This window comes from Candidatus Tisiphia endosymbiont of Mystacides longicornis (genome assembly GCF_964031095.1).
Lineage (GTDB): Bacteria > Pseudomonadota > Alphaproteobacteria > Rickettsiales > Rickettsiaceae > Tisiphia.
The window spans coordinates 1,315,872-1,339,795 of sequence record NZ_OZ035004.1 but is presented as its reverse complement, the minus strand read 5'-3'; the positions used below and the strand labels follow the sequence as shown (position 1 = coordinate 1,339,795).

The window sequence follows — 23,924 nt, the reverse complement described above, 5'->3', positions numbered from 1 at the left end:
AGTTTAACACAACAAATATACTAGAAAACTTAACTTAGACAAGACATATTATTATGACGAAATTTCCTATTACACATAAAGGGTTCGATAGCTTAGAGAAAGAAATCAAACACCTTAAGCATATAGAAAGACCAAAAGTAATTGAGGCTATAGCAACAGCTAGAGATTTTGGGGATTTATCTGAAAATGCGGAATGGCATGCAGCACGGGACAAACAAAGTTTTATTGAAGGTCGAATTTTAGATCTTGAAGATAAAGTAGCAAGAGCTGAAATTATTGACACATCAAAACTCTCAGGTGACAGCATAAAATTTGGTGCTACAGTTAAGTTGATCGATGACGAAACAGAGGAAGTAGTTGTGTACCATATCGTTGGAGAATACGAAGCAGATATAACTAAAAAGAGAGTATCGATCGTATCGCCAATCGCTAAGGCTCTCATTGGTAAAGGGGTTGGAGATATAGTGGAAGTTACAACTCCTAAAGGTTCAAAATCTTATGAGGTTTTGGAAGTAACCTATCAGGAACTAGTCGATATTTAAGATATAGGAGCAATCCATAAGTCATATATGGACGAGTGAATCTGTTGTCATACCCGCTTCGGTGCGGAATCTAGACCACAACTGTTGAAAGTTGGAAGAGGAAGCAGTTTTAGACCAGGTAGTTTAAAAGTCGTATGTGGTCAACGTCTATTAGCGAGAAAGACCGTAGGTCGACGAAGCAATCCATAAAAGTAACCAAAGATGGATTGCCACGACCTACTTGCGTGGTCTCGCAATGACAGAAAACCTATCTAAAACCCGCTTTACCTTCTAACTTTCAACAGTTGTAAGGCTCACGCCTTCTCGCAATGACGTTTTTATGCTGTTTTATACTTATAGAATAAAAATTGTAGGGTACTATGGTGACGACGTCACCAACTTCCCATCAATTGACTATAGTTGTGCTATATACCATTTTACGCATAGTAATAAAACCTTGAGGAGCAGGATTGTTATCAACAAATTCCAGTATTTGTTTGGCATTTGCAAAGGCTGTTTTTGAGGTAGTATCAACTGTTAAATCATATTCACGCAAGCTACTTGCGTGAACTCTGTCTATTTGATCATTCGATAAACCTATCGCACGATCACAGCGTAGAATTTCTCGCTCCTGCATCACTGAAAGATCACAGAAAACTCCAACAAAATAGACAATATAGCTACTCAAGGTTTTTATGTAAGATTTGAGACCGGAGTCATCAAATAATACTTCATCAATAATAATATTATTTCCTCGGCTTGCAAGCAGATTGGCAAAATCTGGCATTACACCAAAAAGTTGCTCACCTTTTTCTCCACTCTCAACCCACATAGTTGCCCCCCGATCATTTGTTCCTGACACAAAGGTAAAATATTCAGTAGATACTTTATCATTATATGAGCATGGCATCATATTGATAAAACTATCTACACCAAAAGTAAGCCAAGAATCCTTACTTAAATGTTGTATTGATCTTGCGATAGATGTTTTACCGGCAGAACCACATCCATTTAAAAATATAATCTTACTCATCTTGTACCTTCCTGATATTTTGTATTGCTACTATAAATCTCCCAATTTGTCTAGAGCAAATTTTTATAAATGATTAGAGGAATACAATAAAATTAGCTATAGTAATAAGTTAGGATATCAATAAATTAATAGAAGCACTATGGATAGAAATATTATCACTACAGAATATAAAGAGTTTTTAGAACAGTTAAAAGCCCGTGTATCTATAAGTCGTTATCAAGCAGCCCGATCTGTTAATAGACCTCTTGCATAACCTAAAGATAATTGAGGAATTTTTAGGAAAAACGAAGTCGAGTACCGCAGCGTACTAAGATGTACGTGAGGAACGGAGACGAGTTTTGACAACAAAATTACCAATTAGATTAGGTTATGCAAGAGGTCTAATAAAGAGCTGATAATTTTATACCACTATATTGGTAGCGAAATTTTAACTCGTCAAGAGCAACATGGTTGGGGTGCTAAGATAATTGACAAACTTAGCCGTGATTTAGTATCTGCTTTTCCTGAAATGAAAGGATTTAGCACTCGAAATCTGAAATATATGCAACAATTTGCTAAAGAATATCCTGATCCTGCATTTGTGCAAGAGGTGCTTGCACAATTAACATGGTATCATAATCTAACTCTTTTGGATAAGATTGCAGATAAAGAAACTCGTTTGTTTTATATTAAACACGCCATTGCATATGGTTGGTCAAGAAATGTAATGGTTATGCAAATTGAATTAGCTCTACATAAACGTCAAAATCAAGCTATAACAAATTTTAAAGATAAACTACCATCCCCGCAGTCAGATTTAGCCCATTATACTCTAAAAGATCCATATATTTTTGACTTCCTCAGCATAGGCGATGAAGCTCATGAGAGAGAAGTTGAAAGGGCATTAGTTTCTCACATGGAGAAATTTCTTCTTGAACTTGGAGCAGGCTTTTCCTTTGTAGGACGACAATATAAATTGTCAATAGGAAATGAAGACTATTATGTTGATCTGTTGTTCTATCATTTGCAACTCAGAGCCTTTATTATTATTGAACTCAAGACAGGTAAATTTTCTCCTCGTGATGTAGGACAATTGAATTTCTATTTATCAGCTGTTGACGATTTATTAAAGCAGTCGGGAGATAATCCATCTATAGGCTTAATTCTTTGTAAAGATAAAGGAGAACAAATCAAGGCTGAATATGCACTGCGAGACATGACTAAGCCGATTGGGCTTGCTGAATATAAGTTGGCTGAAAGCTTGCCAGAAAATATTAAAACATCCTTACCAACCATTGAAGAGCTTGAAGATGAATTGTCCAAGGATATTAAGGCTCTTGAGCAGACAACGTATACTTGCAGCAAAACTGCATAACTTTATCTAATTTTTTTGTTAGTATGAATTTTTTATACATTTGGGTTTCATACTATGCAAATACCATCGATTACTATTGAGCAAGTAGCTCAGCAATTTAAAGCTTGGCGTCAAACTAAAACTAATAAGTTTGATCCTATACCAAACCATCTAAAGGAATTAGTTCACCAATTACTCCATCATTATTCTTACCAAGAGATAGCTAAACATCTTAATATTAATAAAGCAACAATTAGTTCAACTAAAAAAGCCCATGAACCTACCATCAAAACTTCTTCTGTCTCAACTTCAAATCAATCCCTACAACAAAATATTAATTTTCTCCCATTTCAACTAGTAAATTCTATAGATACCGATCCTGTAGCTGCTCCCAAGCAAAATCACTATACTTGTCACATTATTAAACCAAATGGTACCAAGCTTATTATCCAAACACTAGAGCCAAAAACTATAATTCAGACATTTTTATGCTGCAACTAACCCCGGCGTCAGTTATTTTTGTTGCCACTATTGCCATCGATTTTCGCAAGGGTATCGATGGCTTAATCGCTGTTTGTAGACAAAAACTTTCTTCTGACCCTCTTAATGGTTCCTTGTTTTTATTCTATAATAAAAACAGAACTGCCATTAAAATTTTGTCCTTTGACGGTCAAGGCTTTTGGCTATGCTCTAAACGCCTATCCAAAGGTAAATTTACGGCAAAACTTTTCCCATCTGATAATTCATCTTACCAAATTTGTTATAGAACCTTACACATTCTTATTCATAATGGCGATCCTAGTTCTGCCAAATTCTCTAATGATTGGCTTCCTGTCGTTTAAGCTGCTGTCTCGATTAATTCCGTATTATTCATATATCTTGCATAGGCAAAAGGCGTATAATCCTCAGGATGCTTCTTTGCTTTGCTACTATGCTCTTGTAGCCAATTTAAATATTTAAAGGCATTGATCTCGTTCTCACTACAAGTCTTTACTATACTATACAGACCACTATGTATCTCAGCACTATTGATTGTTTTAAAGAATAATGAATTCTTCCTTTGTAAAATAATGGTACGCAGTGATCTCTCAGCCCAATTATTATCAAGATTGCTAACTGGGATTTTTAAAAATTGGGTCAAACCTTCTTTATTATTTATCCAATATTTCATAGCTTGTCCAAGCCTACTATTAGGCTCAACTTTCTTGTCGTTAAATAATTCGTCTATTTTGTTATATATGTTTTCTATATATTTACTGCTATGTTCCTGATGATACCCAAGTTTCTCTTCAGGACTCATCTCTTTACATTGATGTTCATTGTGGTAAATCCCACGTGTTTGTTTGAGAAAATATCCGCATTCTTCAGGGTAATATAGTTCATTTTCTGTAAATTTTCTCTGACCATGTGACAAACAATTGATCATCACTATTATTGCCAGTAATTCTTTATCTGCTTCTGATAATACCGGGTTATTATTGTTACTTGCGTCAGTCATTAATTGGATAGAATCTGTTCTATTCTTACGATTCTTTAGTACGTTACCTATATTTTCTCCACCATGCCTATTACCGGTAAAATATAAAACTATTACCTCATTATTTGCAGTCTTAGCACATATTGTAGTAGTATAACAGCTGCGTCCTTTCTTATTTTGAGTACGTAATTTTTTATTGGCTATAGTAATTTCTAAAATCCTAGCTCTAGTATCATCAAGGTTCAGTGAACTACATTCGGCAGCCATTTCCAATAATACCCCGTAAATTTCAGCTCCACCACCTTCTTGCCAAACATCTAAATATTGTTGCCAGAGCGAGCTGTATGCTATAGGAACCCCGCTTAAACTCTGTAGCCTAGATAAACGGTAGAAAGGAGTACCATAGGTCTTTTGTAACACTATTGCACTTCTGCTACTATTTGTCCATTTGTTGATATTTTTATTGTTCATAACTGTATAATCGCAAGCATTACAGCGTAACGTTTTCTTTACATATCTGTTGACTGTAATTGGAGCATTACCTGTAAATTGTAGCAATTTTCTAGCTTCACTATTATATAGTTTGCCATTATAGCAGTGAGGACAGCTATCACCACTACAAAAATTCTCAGGAGTTAAATAGCTGGTATTCGCATCCTTATAATCATCAAACCCATATTTACCTTGCCAATTACTACGATCTATCTTTTTGGGCTTATCGCACTCTCCTTCATTACCACCATTCCCGTTATCAGATTCACCTGGCGGTTCTTTTAATGAATCTGAACTATCTTTTTTTTGTGATCTGCCTTAAAACCAATCAGCATTTCCTTAAGCTTATTTATACTGATATTTGATGATGCTAGCTTGTCTATTAGCTCGTTACAAAATTTCACAAGCTCTACTATCGTTTGCTGTTCATCTCCCGTTAATGAACTTTCCTTGACATGCTGTATTAGTTCTTCTCGTTCTTCAGCACTTAAGGTCGCTACTTTTGGTTTTTTCATTTGATTAATTATCATTATTATTAATATTTCAAATATTATAATATGACTGCTACTTTTTCAACTAGTTTTTTTATTAATCTGTTTTTTATTAATCGGTGATATTTGCATAGTAGAAATCCAAATTTATACAATAAATTCATACTAGCAAAGAAATTAGATAGTGTTACGCAGTTTTGCTGCAAGTATACTCTTCGACTAATGGAACTAATTCATAAAATAATTCCTTGGAGCTTATTTTTAAACAAGATTTTAAGTTAGTTAACTTAAATAATAATTCAAGTGCCGTAAAGTCCTGAGCTATAATAGAATTTCTAAAAGCTTGATTTAGAAAGTCTTTATCTGATTTGTAAAAATCTAATTCTTCTTTTGTTGTTGTAATTTTTCCCATAAGAACCACTATTTATATTATTCATTTCCACCCACTATTGTCATTTCCGCGAGTTCTTGATAAAAACATCATTGCGATGAGGCATAAGCCGACGAAGCAATCCATGCAGTCAGCTTTTTTACTCACCGAAGCAGGGATGACACTAAAGATAATATACCATATTAACCTTATTTTCCATAATATATATTATAGAACTATCCGGCTAAAGCAATTACTATAGATTTACCCATTCTTTTCGCAATAGATAAAAATCTTTTATATTGACCTATCAGTGGATAATTATATAATGCTCGCTTTCAATAAGCATAAAATTATAATGAATAAATTAGCAAAAATATTATCTACTATTTATATAGGCTCATTGTTTTTTACCAATGCTCAGGCAGATGAGGTTAATCCTGAGGCTGATCAGAGATTTTTTTATATTGGGACAGAAGCCGGAATAGTACAGCCGGTGGTAAAAAAATTTCGCCATGATTCGGGTACTGACTTTACTTTAAAAAGGTCTAAGATGTATAGCGGTAAGATTGGTTACAGCTTTTATCCGCAAATGGCTATTGAGTTTTCAGCAACACATCATCCACAATACCGGCTAAATTATGTTTTACCCAAACAAGAGGTTGCCGGTTTAATTATACCACAAACTCCGGGTGCCACTAAGATAATTTCCAATTTATATATGCTTAATATTGTATATGATTTTGACAAAATTAAAGAAATGACTCCTTTTGTCATATTAGGTGCTGGAATTGCTCAGGTAAAAGTTAGTTCCGCTTCTTCTCGCTGGAAGTTAATGGATGTAGAATATTTTAGAATTAGAACCACTGATAGTAATTGTTTTGCTTGGCAAGTAGGTCTTGGGCTTTCTAAGGATTTATCTAGTAATTTTAGCGTTGATATAGCAGTAAAATTACAAGCTGCTCATTCCATAAAGATTAATTATGATACTTTGGATATGCAAACTCAGAAATTTATCCCAGCAATTCCTATCAAAAAAACCATAGGGGTTGGAGAATTTGGTATAGGATTTACTTATAAATTACCAATTTAATGTAAAAAGACTATTAGTACATGAAACTTTTTAGTATATAATACATTTAAATTTTAGTGTGGAGAACATATGACTGCTAATTTAGAGCTTGCCTCAACATCTCAGAATACATACGATGAACTGCCTTATGAGAGTTATTCGTATGCCTTAACATCTCCATACCATCTACAAACACTTGCTGTGTTATTTGGTATGCAATCACCAGCAGTTGAGACTGCAAGGGTTTTAGAGCTAGGGTGTGCGGCAGGAGGTAATTTAATACCTCATGCTGTCAATTATCCTAAAGCACATTTTGTTGGAGTTGATCTATCTAAAGTACAAATAGATGAAGCTAATAAACATAAAGAAGGATTAGAACTTAAAAATATAGAATTCCGACATTATTCTATTACGGATATTGATGAATCATTTGGTAAATTTGATTATATAATTTGTCATGGAGTAATCTCTTGGGTGCCAAAAATTGTCCAGGATAAGATTTTTGAGATAGGTAATAAAAATTTATCAGATAACGGCATCATGTATATTAGTTATAATACCCTACCCGGCTGGAATATGATTCGTACTATAAGAGATATGATGCTTTATCACTCAAATGCCTTTAATAACATTCAAGATAAAATTACTCAATCTAGGTTATTACTTGAATTCGTTAATGATAGTTTGGAATCTTCTAAATCGCCTTATTCTCAAGTATTACAAAATGAAGCTAGTTTACTTGCCAAACAAAATGACCATTATTTGCGTCATGACCATTTAGAAGAAGATAATGTACAATATTATTTTCATGAATTTATGGATGAGGCTAAAAAAAATAATTTACAGTATTTGTCTGATTGTAATATTTCCACCATGTATCTAGGAAATATGCCGGCAAAAGTGGTAGAGAAATTACAAGCAATAAATGATATTGTTAGAATAGAACAATATATGGACTTCATTACCAATCGTCGATTTAGGTCAACCTTACTTTGTCACAATAATATTAAATTAAATAGAGCTATCAAAAATGAGGATATTACTAAATTTAATATGACATTTAATATAGTGCCAGAAAAGCCTCTTGTTGATATAGACCTTAATTCATCTGAAGTCGCCAAGTTTTTTCATAATGGTAATAAGGATAATAATTTATCAACATCTTCTCCTTATATGAAAGCGATACTCTATACTTTCTCTGAGAATATCAATAATCCAATGAGTTTTGATAAAATTGCTGTTAGTAGTAATAAAAAACTGCAAGGAGCAAAACTGAATGAAATAAAGGCTGAATTTTTAGCTAATGCCATGAAGTTAGTGTTGCAAGGGTATATTAATATCACCTTACAGAATAATAGGAAAGAAGTAAATCTTGATAAACCTAAAGCATCAAAGCTTATTTCATATCAGGTAACTCATACATCTAATATGTGGGTAACAAACCAAAGATATGAAGTGGTAGCTATTAATCTTTTTGAGAGGTTTGCTCTACGATATATGAACGGTAATAATGACCACAAGCAAATCATTGAACTTGTTATGCAGCATGTTACTTCTGGTGAGATGACCTTAAGTCGAGATGGTAATAAAATAGAGAATATTGATGAAGTCAATAAAGAATTAACATCATTCTTGCCGCCTACATTAACTAAGTTTGTGGCTAATGCTTTGCTGGTTTAATTGTCATTGGACCTTTTGCATAAATTATCTTTAGGTTATGCAAGAGGTCTATTGAGTCCCTTGTCATTCTTAGCAATGGCGGGAATCTAAACTCCCTGCTTTCGCAGGGGTGACAATTATTATTGGTATCCTTCAACTGATAAATGGGCAGATATATCATCTTATGGTTGCAATGCGGATTCTTGCAATTTATAGTGGTCTGTTGCAAAGTTTTCTATAAGAGGATGTTTTGCTAACATTTTGATTATAAGATCATATTCATCAGATGTTGGTATTTCTCTATTATAATTAGGTAAGTATTTTTTGATTTCTGCAAATGCTGTATTAATCTGTGCTAAAAACTCTTGCTGTTTTATGCTAATATATTGTGGTTTTTCCATATCTATCGTGACGAAATCAAGGTCTGCAAGGCGTTCTTGTAATACTGGTTTGTCTTCAACAAAATTTATTAACTTCTTAGCTAATACGCCAATAAATTCCTGAATATTGTTTTCTGTGATAGAAGTTCTTGCTCTCTCTTCTTCTAAATTTTGTTCTTGCAATTTAATAAATTCATTATAAAAATCTTTATTTATTTCAGTTACACTATTAACAATATCTTCCAATACTCCTTGGGGACAAGCAGTTTTATCTTTACCATATGCGGTTGCGGCAATGTAGATGTTTTCTGCTACAGTAAATGCTTTTTGCTCTCTCCAGGTTTGGTCTATATCTAAATCACTAATACTATTAAACAAATCACCTATTATCTGAGGAGTCTTTTTTATAACAGGATTGCTTGCTAAGAATTTATGACATTTTGTAGAATCTACTAATATTGTTGGTGGAACATCTATGTTTAATTTATCTTGTATTATTCCCAGTTTACTTTCAACTAATTCTGGATTTTGTCTCATTAATGTTACCAACAGCTCCAGTTTTTCAGCAACTGGAATCTCCATAGTATCTATTAATGATTTAACAAGTCCCAAAGATTGGGGAATAGTTATTTTATGACCATCACCATATTTCATTTTATGGGTAGGATATCCTTGATTATAGTGACCATTTGTTTTGGCTAGGTATATTGTTGTTAGTGCTATCTTAGCTTTCTCGATTACGGTAGCAACATAGTCTTGATCACTTGGTGTAGGTTGATTTGCCACTAACGTCTTTTTCATGGTGTCGCGCTTAGCACCATCAGACAAGCTAAGTAATTTTAATTTTATTGAATTTTGATAAACTTGATCCAATTTAGTTAATCCTGCCTGATATTCTTCTGCTTTTACTAGCAACTGTTGTTTATTTTCTATATTACCATAAGCTTTAAATAAATTATCAGTAATAAAATTCACTAATTTTACTGCTTCTGTTGTATGAACGGACTGTGTATCTCGTGCTAATGTCTTAAGCCTATTATCTTGCTCTTGCTTTTGATCTGGTACTGCACCGTGCTGAAAAAGAAACTGTTGCATATCAGGATCGAAAAGATTATAAAAACTTAATAGTGAGTGTCCTTCATTGTCTCGTGAGTTTATAGCAAAGGGGTATTTTTCTGGAGAGTTTATTATATGTTGTATAAGGGGGGCACTATTACACGCATTATACATTCTGGCTGCTTCAAACACTATCTTTTTAATGCTTTCGGACGTAATATTACCACATCGTAGGAACTTCAAGAATAGCTCTTCAATATCCTCCCTATCAGAGATGATAATATTAGTGTTTTCTATTACAGCTAATTTCTCTATTCCGCTATAAGATATCTTACGGTTGCTTTTTAAATCGAGTTTAGTAATCTTCCCCGGGACACTTGCAACTATTTCATCTAGTACTGCATCAGTTATATCATTACACGACATATCTAGCTCGCTAAGATGGAGGTTAGCTATTATTGCCTGCATACCTTCATCACCTATCTTATTAATCTTTATTGCAAGCTTCGTAAGGGGGAGTTTAGCTACTTCAATTGCTCCTTTATCACCTAAGTTGTTACTAGATACATCGAGATCAAAAATATTCGGGATATTGTTGACTATTGCCTTCACCCCTTCAGAACCTATATCGTTCTTTGGTATATGCAAGGTAGTAAGATTGCTGAGTTGAGCTAGTACCTCTGCCTCTTTAGGGCCTAAGTTGTTACCTGATATCTTAAGCTCATTAAGCTTAGTAAGCTTAGTGAGTTCACGAAGATTATTAAGCCTAGCAAGCTCAGTGAGTTCATCTATTTTAACTGCCCATTTATTACTTACTAATGAATTATATGATAGATTAAGAGCGACAAGGTTAGAAAGTGTACTTAGCTTAGCTGCCCCTTTAGTAGTTAATTGGTTGCATGATATATCAAGGGTAATAAGGTTAATGAGTTCAGCTATTTCAGCTGCATCCACATCATATAATTGGTTGTATGATATATCAAGAGTAGTAATCTTGCTCTGCTTTATTGAAGCTATCAACAATTTAATCTTAGCATTATCAATATTACAACCTTTTAGGTTAAGTGCTGTAATATGGGGGTTGTTTTCTAGAAACGAACATAATTTTTCTAAATTATTATGGTCATCTAATATTGTACTCTGGTGTTGAAGATGTAAATAATTACCATTCTTTACATAGTCTTTAAAATCTATTTCCATTGCTATTACTTAATTAAAGTTAATTGTTCTAATGACATACAAATTCATATGCCGTATTGAACGGATTTTTGTTTTATGGTGTGTATTATAGAGAATATAATTAATAGGGCAAGTATTATTTTTATAATCTTAAAGTGAATTAGCTTGAATTGGCAACGTTTTAAGAAAATAAAGTAGAAAAGTTGTCATTGCGAGACCACGAAAGTAGGTCGTAGCAATCCATTTTTGGTTACTTTTATGGATTGCTTCGACCATTACATGGTCTCGCAATGACGTATATGCCCCCCAAACGTCATTGCGAGGAGTGCGGAAACCGCACGACGAAGCAATCCATATAGCCTTGGTGATCTATACGTCATCATAGGCGTTTACTCAACAATCAATCCTTTTAACTTATAGACTAACTCTAAAGCTTGCTTAGGGGAGAGTTGATCAGGATCGATTGTATTAATTTCTTTTTCTAACTTATTGAATTTCATTTCTTTTTTACTTTCTACTGGCAAATTAAATAGACTTAAATTGTTTGATTCGGTATTTAATATATGCTTATTTTTGTACGTTGCACTTTTTTCTAATTTTGCTAAAATGTCATTCGCCCTAATTATAACAGATTTTGGTAGCCCCGCTAAGTAGGCTACATGAATTCCATAAGATTTATCAGCCGCCCCTTCTATAATATTATGCAAAAATAATATTTCTTTTCCTAATTCCTCAATAGCAACTGTATAATTTTTTAGGCTTGGCAAAAAATTACTCATACTGGTTAATTCATGATAATGCGTAGCAAATAAACATCGGCATTTGAGATTATCATGAATATATTCAAGCACTGACCAAGCAATTGATACGCCATCATATGTCGAAGTTCCACGCCCAACCTCATCTAGTATTACTAAGGAATTTTTAGTAGATTGTGCTAAAATAGCTGATGTCTCTAGCATTTCTACCATAAAAGTCGACTGTCCTGCCTGTAAATCGTCCCCTGCCCCTATTCTACTGAATATCTTGTCTACCACTCCTATCTTGGCACTTGTCGCTGGTACAAAACTACCAATTTGTGCTAATATGGCTATTAGGGCATTCTGCCGCAAAAAAGTACTTTTACCAGCCATATTAGGTCCAGTAATTAACCAAATTCTATTAGCTTCGGATAAAGTGCAATTATTGTCAATAAAGCTCTTTTTATCGGTTAATAGGCTTTGTTCAACAACTGGATGACGTCCCTTGATAACTTCAAAAGTTAAATCGTTCGTTAAAACTGGTCTAACATAATTATATTCATCGGCAATATAAGCAAAATTACAGAATACATCAAGCTGACTCAAAGAACAGCTAAGTAATCGCAGAAATACGGTATTATCAATAACTTGCTGGCATATTTTATTATATAATTCCAGTTCAAGACTAATTGCTAAACTTTTGCTATTAACCATATCGCTTTCTAATTTTTGTAATTCAATAGTAGTATATCTACTAGCATTAGAAGTTGTTTGACGATGAATAAATTTTGTGTCTACCATCTTATCACTATGTCTTAGGGTAATTTCAATAAACAACCCAAGCACATTATTATGTGATATTTTGAGAGTTTCAATGCCAGTATCAAGACGATATAGATTCTTTAGCTTCTCTATATGTGATTTGCCATTATTAATTAGATCATATAATTCTTGTAGTTTAGGGTGATAATGATGATTTATTATACCGCCTTCATTGATATTATTTGGTGCATCCTCTCTAATTGCCTGGTCTATTAAAGAATATAATTGTTCATTGCCAGATAATGGTTTGATTAAGTTCTCTATATAATCTGGCAGATTTAGCCCGTAATGAGCAATAAATTCACCCTTTATTTCCAGTGCAGCATTTAACGTATATTTAATATTTAGCAAATCTCGTCCTGAGCCGCGATTCATCATAATTCTAGATAAACAACGTTCTAAATCTCCAGTTTTCTTGAGTAATTTTTTAATATTTCCTACTATGGCAATATTTTTATAAAAAAACTCTGTTATATTTTGTCGAGAATTTATTTGATCAATATCTATTAGTGGTGTAGATAAAAAGTGATATAATAGACGGCTGGCAGCTTTAGTAACGGTATGATCAATAGTAGCAAGGACACTGCCTTTGGTTTTTCCTAATAAATTACTGGTAATTTCCAAATTCCGCCGAGTTGCCGAATCAATTATCATAAAATTATGATAATTAACCAACCGAGGTAAAGGTAGAGAAGGTATATTTTGCTTTTGGGTCAAAGATAAATATTCTAAAACACTACCAATACTACTTATTTGACATTCAGATACTTCACCTATAGCTTTTAGATCATTAATTTTATAAAAATCTAAGATAATTTTATGACATTTCTTACTAGCAAAAAAACTATCAACTTGATATGAGATACGAAAATGCAATTGGTTATTAATATTACTAGCTAATTGATGCCCCCTCAAATTTTCACTAAGTAAAATCTCTTTCGGCTTAAGACGCGATAGTTCATTGATAATCTCATTTTGCGGAATCTCAATAACTGAAATTTCCACAGTAGAAATATCTACGTAACAAATTGACGCTTTGTTTTTTAACAAAACTAAACTTGCCAAATAATTAGGCTCACAAACATCAATTAAAGATTCCTCAGTAATAGTACCTGGGGTGATGATACGCGTTACATCCCTATGTACTACAGCCTTATAACCATCACGTTTTTTTGCCTCTTCGGGTGTCTCTAATTGATCGCAAATAGCAACTTTGTAATTCTCTTCAATTAATTTATTCAAATAGGTCTCAAGAGCATGATGAGGGACACCACACATAGCAATCTCACAATCACCATTAGAACCTCTTTTAGTCAAAGCAATACCTAAAACTTGACTGGCAAGAATTGCATCCTCAAAAAACATTTCATAAAAATCACCCATCCTAAACAATAGAAGACAATCAAGATTAGCAAATTTGATGTCTAAATATTGTTGCATCATCTTGGTTGATTGAGCATAATTATATTTTTGGTGAAATTCTTCTAAAGTCATAACTACAAATAATTATAAAAAATAAACAATAAAGACGATAGGATGTCTTGCAAATAGAACGAGAGGAGAAGTTGGGGACATATCACTCATCGCTCCTAGCTCCAAATTCTCCTGAATTGACTATAGTTATCACAGGAAGATTCCTAACTAATAGAGACAAAGAAACTATCGAAAACATTAACGGGTTAGCTATAACTTCTCTATTTCTTCAATGGTTAGTTCGGTTAATTTACTTATAACTTCTATGGGATAGCTTTCTTTCAGCATTTTTTTTGCCATTGCTATAGTACTTTCTTTAATACCTTCAGCTTTTCCTCTAGCTTCCCCTCTAGCTTCGCCTATAGCTTTTCCTTTAGCTTCAGCATCTTCAATTTGTTGCTGTTCTACCGCTAAATTATCAAAATAGGCTTTTGTTCTTTCCTCATAGGTGTTAAGCTCCGCTTCTGACCAGCTTGCTTGATCTACTGCCTCAAAGGCTCTTCTAATAATTTTATCCTTACCTATTAACTGCTCTATTTCGGCTAATGTTAATGTACTATCTCCTGCATGTTTGAAAAAATACATCCACTTTTCCTCTGTAGTCTCTAGATTAGAGATAATTTTATTAAATTTCTTGAGTTCTAAAAAAACAAAGTAAAAATCTTTTAAATCATTGGCGTAGCTTTCTGTATCTAAAAGACGATGCTCTGACTTCCAATGTTTTTTATCGTCAAACATCACAAAATCTGCTATTGCTAAAAATATAACTCCTTTTAATTTAGCGTATACTGCCAACTTTTTATGGTTTTCATCTTCTTTGAGTATTTGCCTAGAATATGCTTTAGCTGCATAATACTGGGCTCTTTTCTCAAATCCTGGATGCTTACTTATCTGCATCTCTACGATGAATTGATTACCATGTTGATCTTTACATAACACATCAACTATAGACTTTCTGTAAATAGCAATATCAGGGTCTTGGATAGTTGGTAAAAACGTCACCTCAATTATTTTTTCATTTCCTTTACATTTGAGAATATCATTTAAAAAATGAACAAGTATATCCTTGTTCTTTTCAGTGCCAAAAATTTGGCGAAAACAAAAATCATTTTTAGGGTCAAGAAATTTTGATAAAAACATATAATACAACCTCTTAATTCTATATTGATAACTAATGCTATTTTATCATCTTCTCCACTAAAAATCTTGCAATAAATTGATTTTAATAAAAGATGGGGATGAAGAGTAAATTTAAGACCCTATATGTTACCATAATTTTTAGGCATACGATAATAGACGGTTTTATATGATTGCTCACTATTTGAAAATTTCCGCTGCCTAACTGAAAAACTGCCAAAACCTCTAATTTCAATACGGTTTTGCTCAGCTAAGCTAGATTGTAAATAATCCAAAACCAAATCTACCGAATCTTTTATATCCTCCTTAGCAAGATAATTAAGTTCCTCCGATATTTTATTTACTAAGTCAGATTTTTTTGCCATAAATCAAAAGATTGCCCCCAATCCTTGAAATTTATTTTTGAAAAAACTTGGTAAAATACTATCAAAATCTTCCATTATAATCTCAAGGAATTTTGGTTTAGGTTTTATTTTAAATTCTTTTACTTTCAAATCCTTATCGATTTTTTTAACTTCCTGTAACCATTTAATCGCATCATCCTGTGACCCCACAGCATCAACAAGCTTTAGCTTTAAAGCTTGGCGACCAGAATATATCCGCCCATCAGCTAGTTCTCTAACTTGATCAATTGGTATATTCCTTCTTAAAGCCACTAGTTCAATGAAATAATCATAAGTATCTAGTACATTCGACATTATTGCCTGACGAACAGCTTCTGTGACTTTTTCAGTAGGATTAGGAACTGCCTTTAATTCTCCTGATTTAAAATTATTAAAGGTAATACCTAAAGTTTTTGCTAAATCTGTGACTTCTAGAGTTTGAAGAATTACACCAATTGAGCCGGTAATTGTCCCATTATGACTAATTATGTAATCACCTCCTAAGGATATCAAATATCCGCCGCTGGCTGCCAATGTACCCATAACAACCACTACCGGCTTTTCTGCAGATATTTTCCTGAGTATATTATAAATTTTCTCTGAACCAACAACAGTTCCACCAGGAGAATTGACATTAACCACTAAAGCACTAATCTGATCATCATCAATGATTTTTTCCAATCTTGTATCACGTTTTGTATCTTCAAAAATAATATCTTCTATTGAAATAGCAGCTATATATTTACTATTAGTAGTTATATATTCAGATTTTGTCAAATCAAATTGCTTAATCATCACCACAATTAAAACTATAAACATAAAAATTGTTGCTAGCTTCCAAAGCATTAATTTCGTCTTATTTTGCTTTCTTTCAATTAGGTATTCAGCAGTTATTGTCATTAATTTACCATTCGTTAATTTTTTCTTAGACGAAGCAATCTAATCCATTTATGATGGTTAGCACTTCACCCGCATAATTCGCCCTTGATCCCTTTTCCAATCTTGTTCTTTAATTGTCTGTCTTTTATCATGTAATTTTTTACCTTTTGCGATTCCTAACTCAACTTTTACTTTATTTTTCTTATTAAAATATAAAGTAAGAGCTACGAGAGTATAACCCTTTAAACGAATCTTACCAATTATTTTTTTTATCTCACTCGAATTAAGGAGCAACTTACGTGCCCTTCTAGTCGAGTGATTAAACCTATTAGCTTTTTCATATTCCGCAATATGACAATTATACAAAAACACTTCATTTGCTGAATTTTCTGCATGACTATCTTCTATACTGGCTTTTCCTTGACGCAATGATTTAACTTCACTGCCAGTCAATATTATGCCAGCTTCAATTTTTTCTTCAATAAAGTAATTGAAATATTCCTTCTTATTTTGTGCTATTACTTTTTTATATTCCGACATATTCCATAGCTTTATTTATTTTTTCCTCGGTGGCTACACTAGCTGAAGTTAAAGGAAGCCTTAATTCATTGGCACATAACCCCAATCTTGCCGCAGCATATTTTACCGGTATCGGATTGGATTCTGCAAATAATGCTTTATATATAGGTAATAATTGTTGCTGAATTTGCAGAGCTTCCTGATAATTACCATCACGACAATTATCCTGTAATTTCTTGCACAAACTAGGCGTGATATTAGATGCAACAGAAACACACCCTACCCCCGAATGAGCATTGTAAGATAAAGCTAATTCATCATTACCACATAATAAGCTAAAATCTTTAACCATAGACCTAATTCGTAATGGGCGTTCTAAATCGTTACCAGCATCTTTAAGGGCTACAATACGCGGTAGTTTACTGAGCTTAATTATCGTATCATCTGAAAAGTCTGCCAAAGTTCTACTAGGTACTGAATATAGCATTATTGGTAAATTACTGGCATTATGGATAGTCTCAAAATGCCAATATATTCCCTCTTGAGTTGGCTTTACATAAGAAGGAATACTACACATAAATCCATCAACGGCAATTTTTGTACATATTTGTACCATATCTACGGCGGTGCTAGTAGTCATGGCTGAACAACCAGCTATTACTGGTATACGTTTGTTAGTAATTTCGATAACCGCTTGTAATAAAGACTGATATTCCTGCAAAGCTAAACTAGGTCCCTCACCAGTAGAACCAGCAACCACTATCCCATCAACTTTATTAGCAATTTGATAATTCACTATCTTTTCCACAGAAGCAAAATCTAATTTATTTTCCTTAAAAGGAGTTATCATAGCTGTAATGACTCCTTTGAATATATTATTTTCCATAAACACCTGTTAAATTCATATTATTTTTATTCGCCCCCTAATCGTCTATTAGCGAGGAGCTACCTTACAACATTCCGTTATTGCGAGGAGCCGCTTTGCAGTAACGTGGCAATCCAAAAAAGTGACCAAAATGGATTGCTTCGACCACTATGTGGTCTCGCAATGACGGCTACGTTTATAATTAGTCATTGCGAGGAGCTACTTTAGTAGCGACGAAGCAATCCATTTAATCTTTAATCATTTTTGTGGATTGCTTTACTCACATACGTTCGCTCGCAATGACGGTATTGCCAAGCTACTCTTCGCTAATAGACGAAAGTACTTTACATAACCTCAGTATATCACTATTTATTTGTACACTAAGTCATTATATTCTTTTTTTAGCAAATTAGTAATTTTACTATCTTCAAAGATGACATTTCGCTCACCAAGGTTAATCGATTTAATCCCCTTAACTTCTACAGCTGTACCAGTCATAAAACATTCATTAAACTCCCCTACCCTATCTGGAGTTATATACTCTTCTATAACCTTGATATTTAAATCATTAGCAAGTTTTATAATTGTTTGACGCGTTATACCATTTAAAAAACTATCAGCTATCGGAGTGAATAATTGATCATCTTTAACAAAGAAGATATTTGCCGTACTACATTCAGCAACATATCCCCGCCAATCTAATAAAATTGCATCATCGTACCCCAGAGACTTAGCTTCTTTCTGGCATACTATCATCATATTATAATGTCCTGATGATTTACATTGTGGGGGCAATGAGTTTGGATGACATTTTCGCCAACGAGCAATATGCAGACTTAAGGCCCCAGAAGGTCTAAGAGTTGATGGAACAGCAGCGATTAATAGATTAACCGATAAGTTTACATTAGTCAGATTAAGAGATTCACTACCAAACCAAATTAATGGGCGAATATACGCATCTTTAATATTATTTTTTGTTATAAGTAGCTGGTGAGCTTCTATAATATTTTCAAAACTATATGGCACCTCTATGCTTAGACTTTTTGCTGACTCTATCAAACGTTGTGTATGTTCTTCTAATTTAAAAATTTTACCATTATAGGCTTTTTCTCCTTCAAAAACTCCACCAGAATAATGCAAACTATGAGTAAGAGCATGTATCTTGGCTTCCTGCCAAGCAATAAATCTACCATTAATCCAAATATAACCTGATAATTGATTAAGATTTTTAAACGGCTTTTCAGTTAGTATATTTTCTTGTATTATTGTCATTGTTAATATTCTACTATTAAACTATAGTAATTTTTATTACCTAAAATTTATTTATGCAAAGCTCAAAACCCCACATTCTTGTAGTTGATGATGATACTAGAATACAGAAACTTTTAAAACAGTTTTTGTATAAAAACGGCTTTTTAGTATCAACAACACATTCTGTCGAAGGAGCTGAGGAATTATTAAAATCTTCTATTTATGACTTAATTATTTTGGACGTCATGTTACCAAATGTTACAGGACTTGATTTTGCTAAAACTATAAGAGCTACCAAAGACCTTGTACCAATTGTTATGCTAACTGCATTGTCAGAACCAAATGATCGTATCAAGGGCTTAGAAGCCGGGGCATCAGATTATTTAACTAAACCTTTTGAACCGAAAGAATTATTATTAAGAATCAACAATCTATTAAATAGCTATAATAATTATAAAAAACAAGATAAAATCAAACGGTTAGGCAATAATTATTATAATTTCGAATCAAAGGAATTTATAAAAAATAATCAACTGGTACCATTAAGCTCTACAGAGACAAAACTACTAGAAGTACTATTAACCCACATCGGACAAGAAATGAAACGTGATGAGTTATCAAAAATAATGGGAGGACTCAGCCCTCGTTCTATCGACGTACAAATTGTCAGAATAAGGAGTAAGATAGAAGATGATCCTAAAGAACCAAAATATTTAAAAACCATTCGGAATAGCGGATATGCTATCTATACATAAAATTATTCCACAAACATTACTGGCTAGATTTGTACTCATTATCATTGTTCCGACATTAATAGGACAAATTCTAGCAGTGTTTTTGTTCTATGATCGTCACTGGTATAATGTTTCTTACTATACTAGTAATATTATTGCTAATGAGATTATTTCCTTGCTTGAAAAAGACGATAATAATTTATTAGAAAAAAATACCATAGCGACAAATTATTTAAATTTGTCATATCAGTTTTATCCAAAATTAACCTTGCCATCCACGCAACCTAGAATTAGTGAAGAATTAGAGATTTTTAAAAATATTATTAACGTAAAAATTAATAAAAATAATATAGTAAAGCTTAATGATTCAGGAAGAATTGAAGTACTACTTCAATTAACCGATGGTTTAATACAAATAACTTTCCCAGCAAAATTGTTGATGAATCCAACTGCCTATATTTTTGTCTTGTGGTTAATTTTCTTAACCATTTTACTACTTTCTGTTTCCTTAATCTTCTCTAAAAACCAAATTAAATCCATTTTAATTCTGGCAGATGCGGCTGATCAATTTGGGCAAGGAATCACCAAATTACAAACATTTAAACCTTCTGGGGCAAAAGAGATAAGAAAGGCTGGTATTGCTTTTCTTAAAATGAAAGAACGCATTGAAAAGCAAATTAGCAAAAGAACTAGAATGCTTGCTATGATTTCACATGATTTATGTACTCCGTTAACTAGAATGAAGTTACAATTAGAGCTAATGAACAAATCTGAGGAAACAGAAGGTCTTAGGGAAGATATAGTTGCTATGGAGCAAATGATAAAATCATATCTTGATTTTGCTAGAGGAGAAAATGGAGAAGAAGCTCAAATAATCGAATTATCTTCTTGGATGTTAAATGTTACAAATAAATGGTCTGCCAATATTGAGTTAATTACGATAGGGCAACCAGTATACACACAAATTAAGCCTAGCAACTTTGAACGTGCAATATCTAATGTAATAAATAATGCGATAAAATATTCTACAAAAATAAAAATTACTATATGCTCTACCTCTACTAATGTAATAATAAAAATTGAAGATAATGGAATTGGCATAAAGGACGAAGAGAAATTATTAGTATTTAAAGCATTTTACCGTTCAGATAAGTCCCGTTCACTTAATAATTCAGGGAATGTTGGACTTGGTCTTGCTATTACTAAAGAAATAATTATTGATCATAGTGGGACAATATCATTACAGGATAGTAAAGCTTTAGGCGGGTTATTGGTTGAAATTTCACTACCTATAGCTAACCCGAGAAAGTTTTAGCCATCAATTGACTATAGTGTCGTCCCTGTTTCGGTGCGATATCTATAGATTCCGCACCGAAGCGGGAATGAAACAAGGGCAGCTGTCACCCCTGCGAAGGTAGGGGTCTAGAGCATAACTATTGAAAGTTAGAAGAAGCAGTGGTTTTAGATCTGGTAGTTTAAAAGTCGTATATGGCTAACGTCATTGCGAGGAAGACCGCAGGTCGACGAAGCAATCCATAAAAGTAACCAAAGATGGATTGCCACGACCTACTTGCGTGGTCTCGCAATGACAGAAAAGATATCTAAAACCCACATCTTCTTCTAACTTTCGACAATTGCGAGATATAGAGATTCCTGCACCAAAATAGGGATAACATTTAAAAACTTACCAAGATTAGCTATATAATACAAAAGTAAATATGAGTACAATCAACAAAGTAAATCATTTAGCTATCATCATGGATGGTAATGCTAGGTGGACATTAGGGAAAGACCTACCTAAATTTGAAGGACATAGAGTAGGTGCTGATAAAGTAAAAAAATTATTAGCAAATTTTATAGAACTTAATATACCTTACGTTACACTTTATACTTTTTCATTAGAGAATTGGCGTAGATCAAAGACTGAGGTCACATTTTTATTGAAATTATTACGTTATTATCTAAAAAATGAGACTGAGGCACTGCACAAGAATGGGGTTAAAATAAAAATTATCGGTAAATTGGATTTGTTGGATTCTGTGTTACAAAAACAAATTCATGATGCTATGGAATTAACAAAACATAATAATAAAATAACTCTTTGTCTTGCTTTTAGCTATGGCGGGCGAGCAGAAATTGTTGATGCCTGTCAGAAAATTATCGATTCTGGTAAAACAAATATTGGTGAACATGAGTTTATTAATTATCTGTATGATCCAGAAATGCCAGATGTAGATTTATTAATTCGCACTGGTGGGGTATATAGAATCAGCAATTTATTATTATGGCAAATCGCATATGCTGAACTATATTTTTCACCTAAATACTGGCCTGACTTTGACAAACAAGATTTATTAGAAGCGTTAGATGATTACTCAAAAAGGAAGAGGACTTTTGGTGGCAGGTAAGAAAAAGTCTAATATATTCATGAGAGTATTATCAGCCTTAGTAATAGGACCGGTATTTATTATATCGATAATATCTATCAAGTCGTTATTTTATATATTGATGTTATTAATTGCCGTAGGTATGTTATATGAATGGTATCAGATGACCAAACCATCAATAGCCAAATCGTCCTTTCTTTATGGATTATTTGGGTTGATTATTATTCCCATTCCTATTATATCTTTAGTAATAATTGCTACTGAAGATAAAAATCGGTGGCTATTATTACTCTATTTTACTATAATATGGTCAGTTGATATATTTGCTATGATTGGCGGGAAAAATATAGGCGGTATTAAGCTTGCTCCCAAGATTAGTCCTAACAAAACTTGGAGTGGATTAATCACAGGAGTATTAGCTAGCGGGGTTGCGGCATTTTTATTGAGTTTGCTGCCAGGGTTTGATTTGCCAACTTACTATTTGTTAAACAAACGGCACTTAATTATAGCAGCTTTTTGTTTAGCACTAATAGCACAAATGAGCGATTTATTTATTTCATATTTCAAACGCAAATTTGCTATTAAAGATAGTGGCACTATAATACCAGGTCATGGAGGCGTTTTAGACCGATTCGACAGCATAATTCTCACCGCCCCAATATTATTTTTATTATTAAAATATTATGAATTATCAATATCTTATTGATTTAGTTAAAAGATCCAAAATTATAATATTTAATGTTTTGCTTTCTTTACTATTAGCTTATTTTATTTTCCATTCTATTTATGGTAATAGGGGAATTATTGCTTATTTTACATTAAATCAACGACTGGAAAAAGCCTATAGTGAGCTAGAAACTTTAAGGGCAGAACGTGTTGAACTTGAACATAAAGTAAAACTACTTAGACCAGAATCTCTAGACAAGGATATGCTTGACCAAGAAGCTAGAAGAGTTCTAGGAGTGGCTTCTCCAACAGAACAGGTATTTACCGTAAAATATGTGGTAAGCAATATAAAAGATTAGGAGGTTATTATTAGCACTATAGTTTTTTACAATGATATTCCAGAAAATTTTAATATTGCTGGAGACTTAGCAATCGATACAGAAACGATGGGATTAAAAGTGCATAGGGATAGATTATGTCTTTTGCAAATGAGTAATGGTGATGGTGATGCTTATCTAGTAAACTTTATTGACAAGAACTATGCAGCACCTAATTTAAAAAAATTATTACTTGATAAAAATCGGTGTAAAATATTTCACTATGCTCGATTTGATTTAGCCGCAATAAAGAAATATCTTGAAATTGATTTAGAGAATATCTTCTGTACCAAAATATCTTCTAAATTGGTTAGAACCTACACTGATTCCCATGGCTTAAAAGATTTATGTCGCGAATTGCTTTCAGTGCAAATTTCTAAACAACAACAATCTTCCTATTGGGGAAGAAATGAGCTTACGGAAGAACAAAAAGAATATGCTGCCAAAGATGTCCTTTATTTACATCAGCTACGTTCTATCTTACAAGATAGATTATTAGCCGAAAATAGGCTAGACCTTGCAAAACAAATTTTTAAATTCTTACCTATTAGAGCTAATTTGGATCTGATAGGCTGGAACGATATCGATATTTTTATGCACTAAGATTCCGCACCGAAGCGGGAATCTG

At 33.1% G+C, this 23,924-nt stretch carries 22 protein-coding genes and 2 pseudogenes; 12 read left to right on the top strand and 12 right to left on the bottom strand.

The window, feature by feature from the left end:
• Positions 1–50: 50 nt before the first annotated feature.
• The gene (gene greA, locus ACQH6S_RS06795) at positions 51–542 is read left to right on the top strand and encodes a transcription elongation factor GreA (protein ID WP_094649337.1); all 492 of its coding nucleotides are present in this window, start codon (positions 51–53) and stop codon (positions 540–542) included.
• A gap of 385 nt (positions 543–927) precedes the next feature.
• Here the strand turns inward: greA and ACQH6S_RS06790 are convergent, their stop codons facing one another.
• Entirely contained in the window at positions 928–1,554 is a 627-nt protein-coding gene (locus ACQH6S_RS06790; RefSeq protein ID WP_425364448.1) for a chloramphenicol phosphotransferase CPT family protein, read from the bottom strand.
• Between the two features lie 382 nt (positions 1,555–1,936).
• Between ACQH6S_RS06790 and ACQH6S_RS06785 the strand changes: the two are divergent.
• The 3 genes and pseudogenes from ACQH6S_RS06785 to tnpB all read left to right on the top strand — a co-directional run.
• Positions 1,937–2,908: pseudogene (locus ACQH6S_RS06785) on the top strand (PDDEXK nuclease domain-containing protein); the annotation flags it as partial.
• A gap of 54 nt (positions 2,909–2,962) precedes the next feature.
• Positions 2,963–3,388, top strand: a complete 426-nt coding sequence (locus tag ACQH6S_RS06780) for a hypothetical protein (protein WP_341758053.1) — start codon at positions 2,963–2,965, stop codon at positions 3,386–3,388.
• On the top strand, positions 3,376–3,729 hold the full coding sequence (tnpB, locus tag ACQH6S_RS06775; RefSeq protein ID WP_341752109.1) for an IS66 family insertion sequence element accessory protein TnpB: 354 nt from the start codon (positions 3,376–3,378) through the stop codon (positions 3,727–3,729). The genes ACQH6S_RS06780 and tnpB overlap by 13 nt, the downstream gene beginning before the upstream one ends.
• Here tnpB and ACQH6S_RS06770 read toward each other — a convergent pair.
• From ACQH6S_RS06770 to ACQH6S_RS06760, 3 genes are all read right to left on the bottom strand, one after another.
• The gene (locus ACQH6S_RS06770; RefSeq protein ID WP_425364395.1) at positions 3,726–4,835 is read right to left on the bottom strand and encodes an IS66 family transposase; all 1,110 of its coding nucleotides are present in this window, start codon (positions 4,833–4,835) and stop codon (positions 3,726–3,728) included. The two genes, tnpB and ACQH6S_RS06770, sit on opposite strands and share 4 nt — an antisense overlap.
• 302 nt (positions 4,836–5,137) lie before the next feature.
• Positions 5,138–5,386, bottom strand: a complete 249-nt coding sequence (locus tag ACQH6S_RS06765) for a hypothetical protein (protein ID WP_341758049.1) — start codon at positions 5,384–5,386, stop codon at positions 5,138–5,140.
• A 148-nt stretch (positions 5,387–5,534) separates the two neighbouring features.
• Positions 5,535–5,759 (bottom strand): hypothetical protein, encoded by a 225-nt coding sequence (locus ACQH6S_RS06760; protein ID WP_425364447.1) that lies wholly within the window; start codon positions 5,757–5,759, stop codon positions 5,535–5,537.
• A gap of 316 nt (positions 5,760–6,075) precedes the next feature.
• Here ACQH6S_RS06760 and ACQH6S_RS06755 point away from each other — a divergent pair, with 316 nt between their 5' ends.
• Together ACQH6S_RS06755 and ACQH6S_RS06750 are read left to right on the top strand one after the other, a co-directional pair.
• Complete coding sequence (locus tag ACQH6S_RS06755) at positions 6,076–6,810, top strand: outer membrane protein (protein ID WP_425360281.1); 735 nt, start codon at positions 6,076–6,078, stop codon at positions 6,808–6,810.
• Positions 6,811–6,900: 90 nt separating this feature from the next.
• Positions 6,901–8,469 (top strand): annotated as a pseudogene (locus tag ACQH6S_RS06750) (methyltransferase regulatory domain-containing protein); the annotation flags it as partial.
• Between the two features lie 161 nt (positions 8,470–8,630).
• Here the strand turns inward: ACQH6S_RS06750 and ACQH6S_RS06745 are convergent.
• The 8 genes from ACQH6S_RS06745 to ACQH6S_RS06710 form a co-directional block, all read right to left on the bottom strand.
• Positions 8,631–11,084, bottom strand: coding sequence for a hypothetical protein (locus tag ACQH6S_RS06745; RefSeq protein ID WP_425364446.1), 2,454 nt, complete (start codon positions 11,082–11,084; stop codon positions 8,631–8,633).
• Between the two features lie 368 nt (positions 11,085–11,452).
• The gene (mutS, locus tag ACQH6S_RS06740; protein ID WP_425360279.1) at positions 11,453–14,119 is read right to left on the bottom strand and encodes a DNA mismatch repair protein MutS; all 2,667 of its coding nucleotides are present in this window, start codon (positions 14,117–14,119) and stop codon (positions 11,453–11,455) included.
• 189 nt (positions 14,120–14,308) lie between these two features.
• Complete coding sequence (locus tag ACQH6S_RS06735) at positions 14,309–15,238, bottom strand: Rpn family recombination-promoting nuclease/putative transposase (protein WP_425360278.1); 930 nt, start codon at positions 15,236–15,238, stop codon at positions 14,309–14,311.
• Positions 15,239–15,357: 119 nt separating this feature from the next.
• Positions 15,358–15,600, bottom strand: coding sequence for an HU family DNA-binding protein (locus tag ACQH6S_RS06730; RefSeq protein ID WP_094649538.1), 243 nt, complete (start codon positions 15,598–15,600; stop codon positions 15,358–15,360).
• A gap of 3 nt (positions 15,601–15,603) precedes the next feature.
• Entirely contained in the window at positions 15,604–16,518 is a 915-nt protein-coding gene (gene sppA, locus ACQH6S_RS06725) for a signal peptide peptidase SppA (protein WP_375333903.1), read from the bottom strand.
• Between the two features lie 57 nt (positions 16,519–16,575).
• Positions 16,576–17,037: an SsrA-binding protein SmpB gene (gene smpB / locus ACQH6S_RS06720; protein WP_425364445.1), complete on the bottom strand. Its 462-nt coding sequence runs from the start codon at positions 17,035–17,037 to the stop codon at positions 16,576–16,578.
• Positions 17,024–17,902, bottom strand: coding sequence for a 4-hydroxy-tetrahydrodipicolinate synthase (gene dapA / locus ACQH6S_RS06715; protein WP_094649535.1), 879 nt, complete (start codon positions 17,900–17,902; stop codon positions 17,024–17,026). The genes smpB and dapA overlap by 14 nt, the downstream gene beginning before the upstream one ends.
• A gap of 348 nt (positions 17,903–18,250) precedes the next feature.
• Entirely contained in the window at positions 18,251–19,153 is a 903-nt protein-coding gene (locus tag ACQH6S_RS06710; RefSeq protein ID WP_425364444.1) for a branched-chain amino acid transaminase, read from the bottom strand.
• 53 nt (positions 19,154–19,206) lie between these two features.
• Between ACQH6S_RS06710 and ACQH6S_RS06705 the strand changes: the two genes are divergently transcribed.
• The 6 genes from ACQH6S_RS06705 (at position 19,207) to ACQH6S_RS06680 (ending at position 23,899) form a co-directional block, all read left to right on the top strand.
• On the top strand, positions 19,207–19,887 hold the full coding sequence (locus tag ACQH6S_RS06705; RefSeq protein WP_094649533.1) for a response regulator transcription factor: 681 nt from the start codon (positions 19,207–19,209) through the stop codon (positions 19,885–19,887).
• On the top strand, positions 19,871–21,181 hold the full coding sequence (locus ACQH6S_RS06700) for a sensor histidine kinase (protein ID WP_094649532.1): 1,311 nt from the start codon (positions 19,871–19,873) through the stop codon (positions 21,179–21,181). Before ACQH6S_RS06705 ends, ACQH6S_RS06700 begins: the two co-directional genes overlap by 17 nt.
• Positions 21,182–21,584: 403 nt before the next feature.
• On the top strand, positions 21,585–22,274 hold the full coding sequence (gene uppS / locus ACQH6S_RS06695) for a polyprenyl diphosphate synthase (RefSeq protein WP_192866928.1): 690 nt from the start codon (positions 21,585–21,587) through the stop codon (positions 22,272–22,274).
• Positions 22,234–22,959: a phosphatidate cytidylyltransferase gene (locus tag ACQH6S_RS06690; protein WP_425360274.1), complete on the top strand. Its 726-nt coding sequence runs from the start codon at positions 22,234–22,236 to the stop codon at positions 22,957–22,959. The genes uppS and ACQH6S_RS06690 overlap by 41 nt, the downstream gene beginning before the upstream one ends.
• Complete coding sequence (locus ACQH6S_RS06685) at positions 22,937–23,278, top strand: FtsB family cell division protein (protein WP_094649264.1); 342 nt, start codon at positions 22,937–22,939, stop codon at positions 23,276–23,278. Before ACQH6S_RS06690 ends, ACQH6S_RS06685 begins: the two co-directional genes overlap by 23 nt.
• Before the next feature lie 9 nt (positions 23,279–23,287).
• The gene (locus tag ACQH6S_RS06680) at positions 23,288–23,899 is read left to right on the top strand and encodes a ribonuclease D (RefSeq protein WP_341759876.1); all 612 of its coding nucleotides are present in this window, start codon (positions 23,288–23,290) and stop codon (positions 23,897–23,899) included.
• The last annotated feature ends 25 nt before the right edge of the window (positions 23,900–23,924 follow it).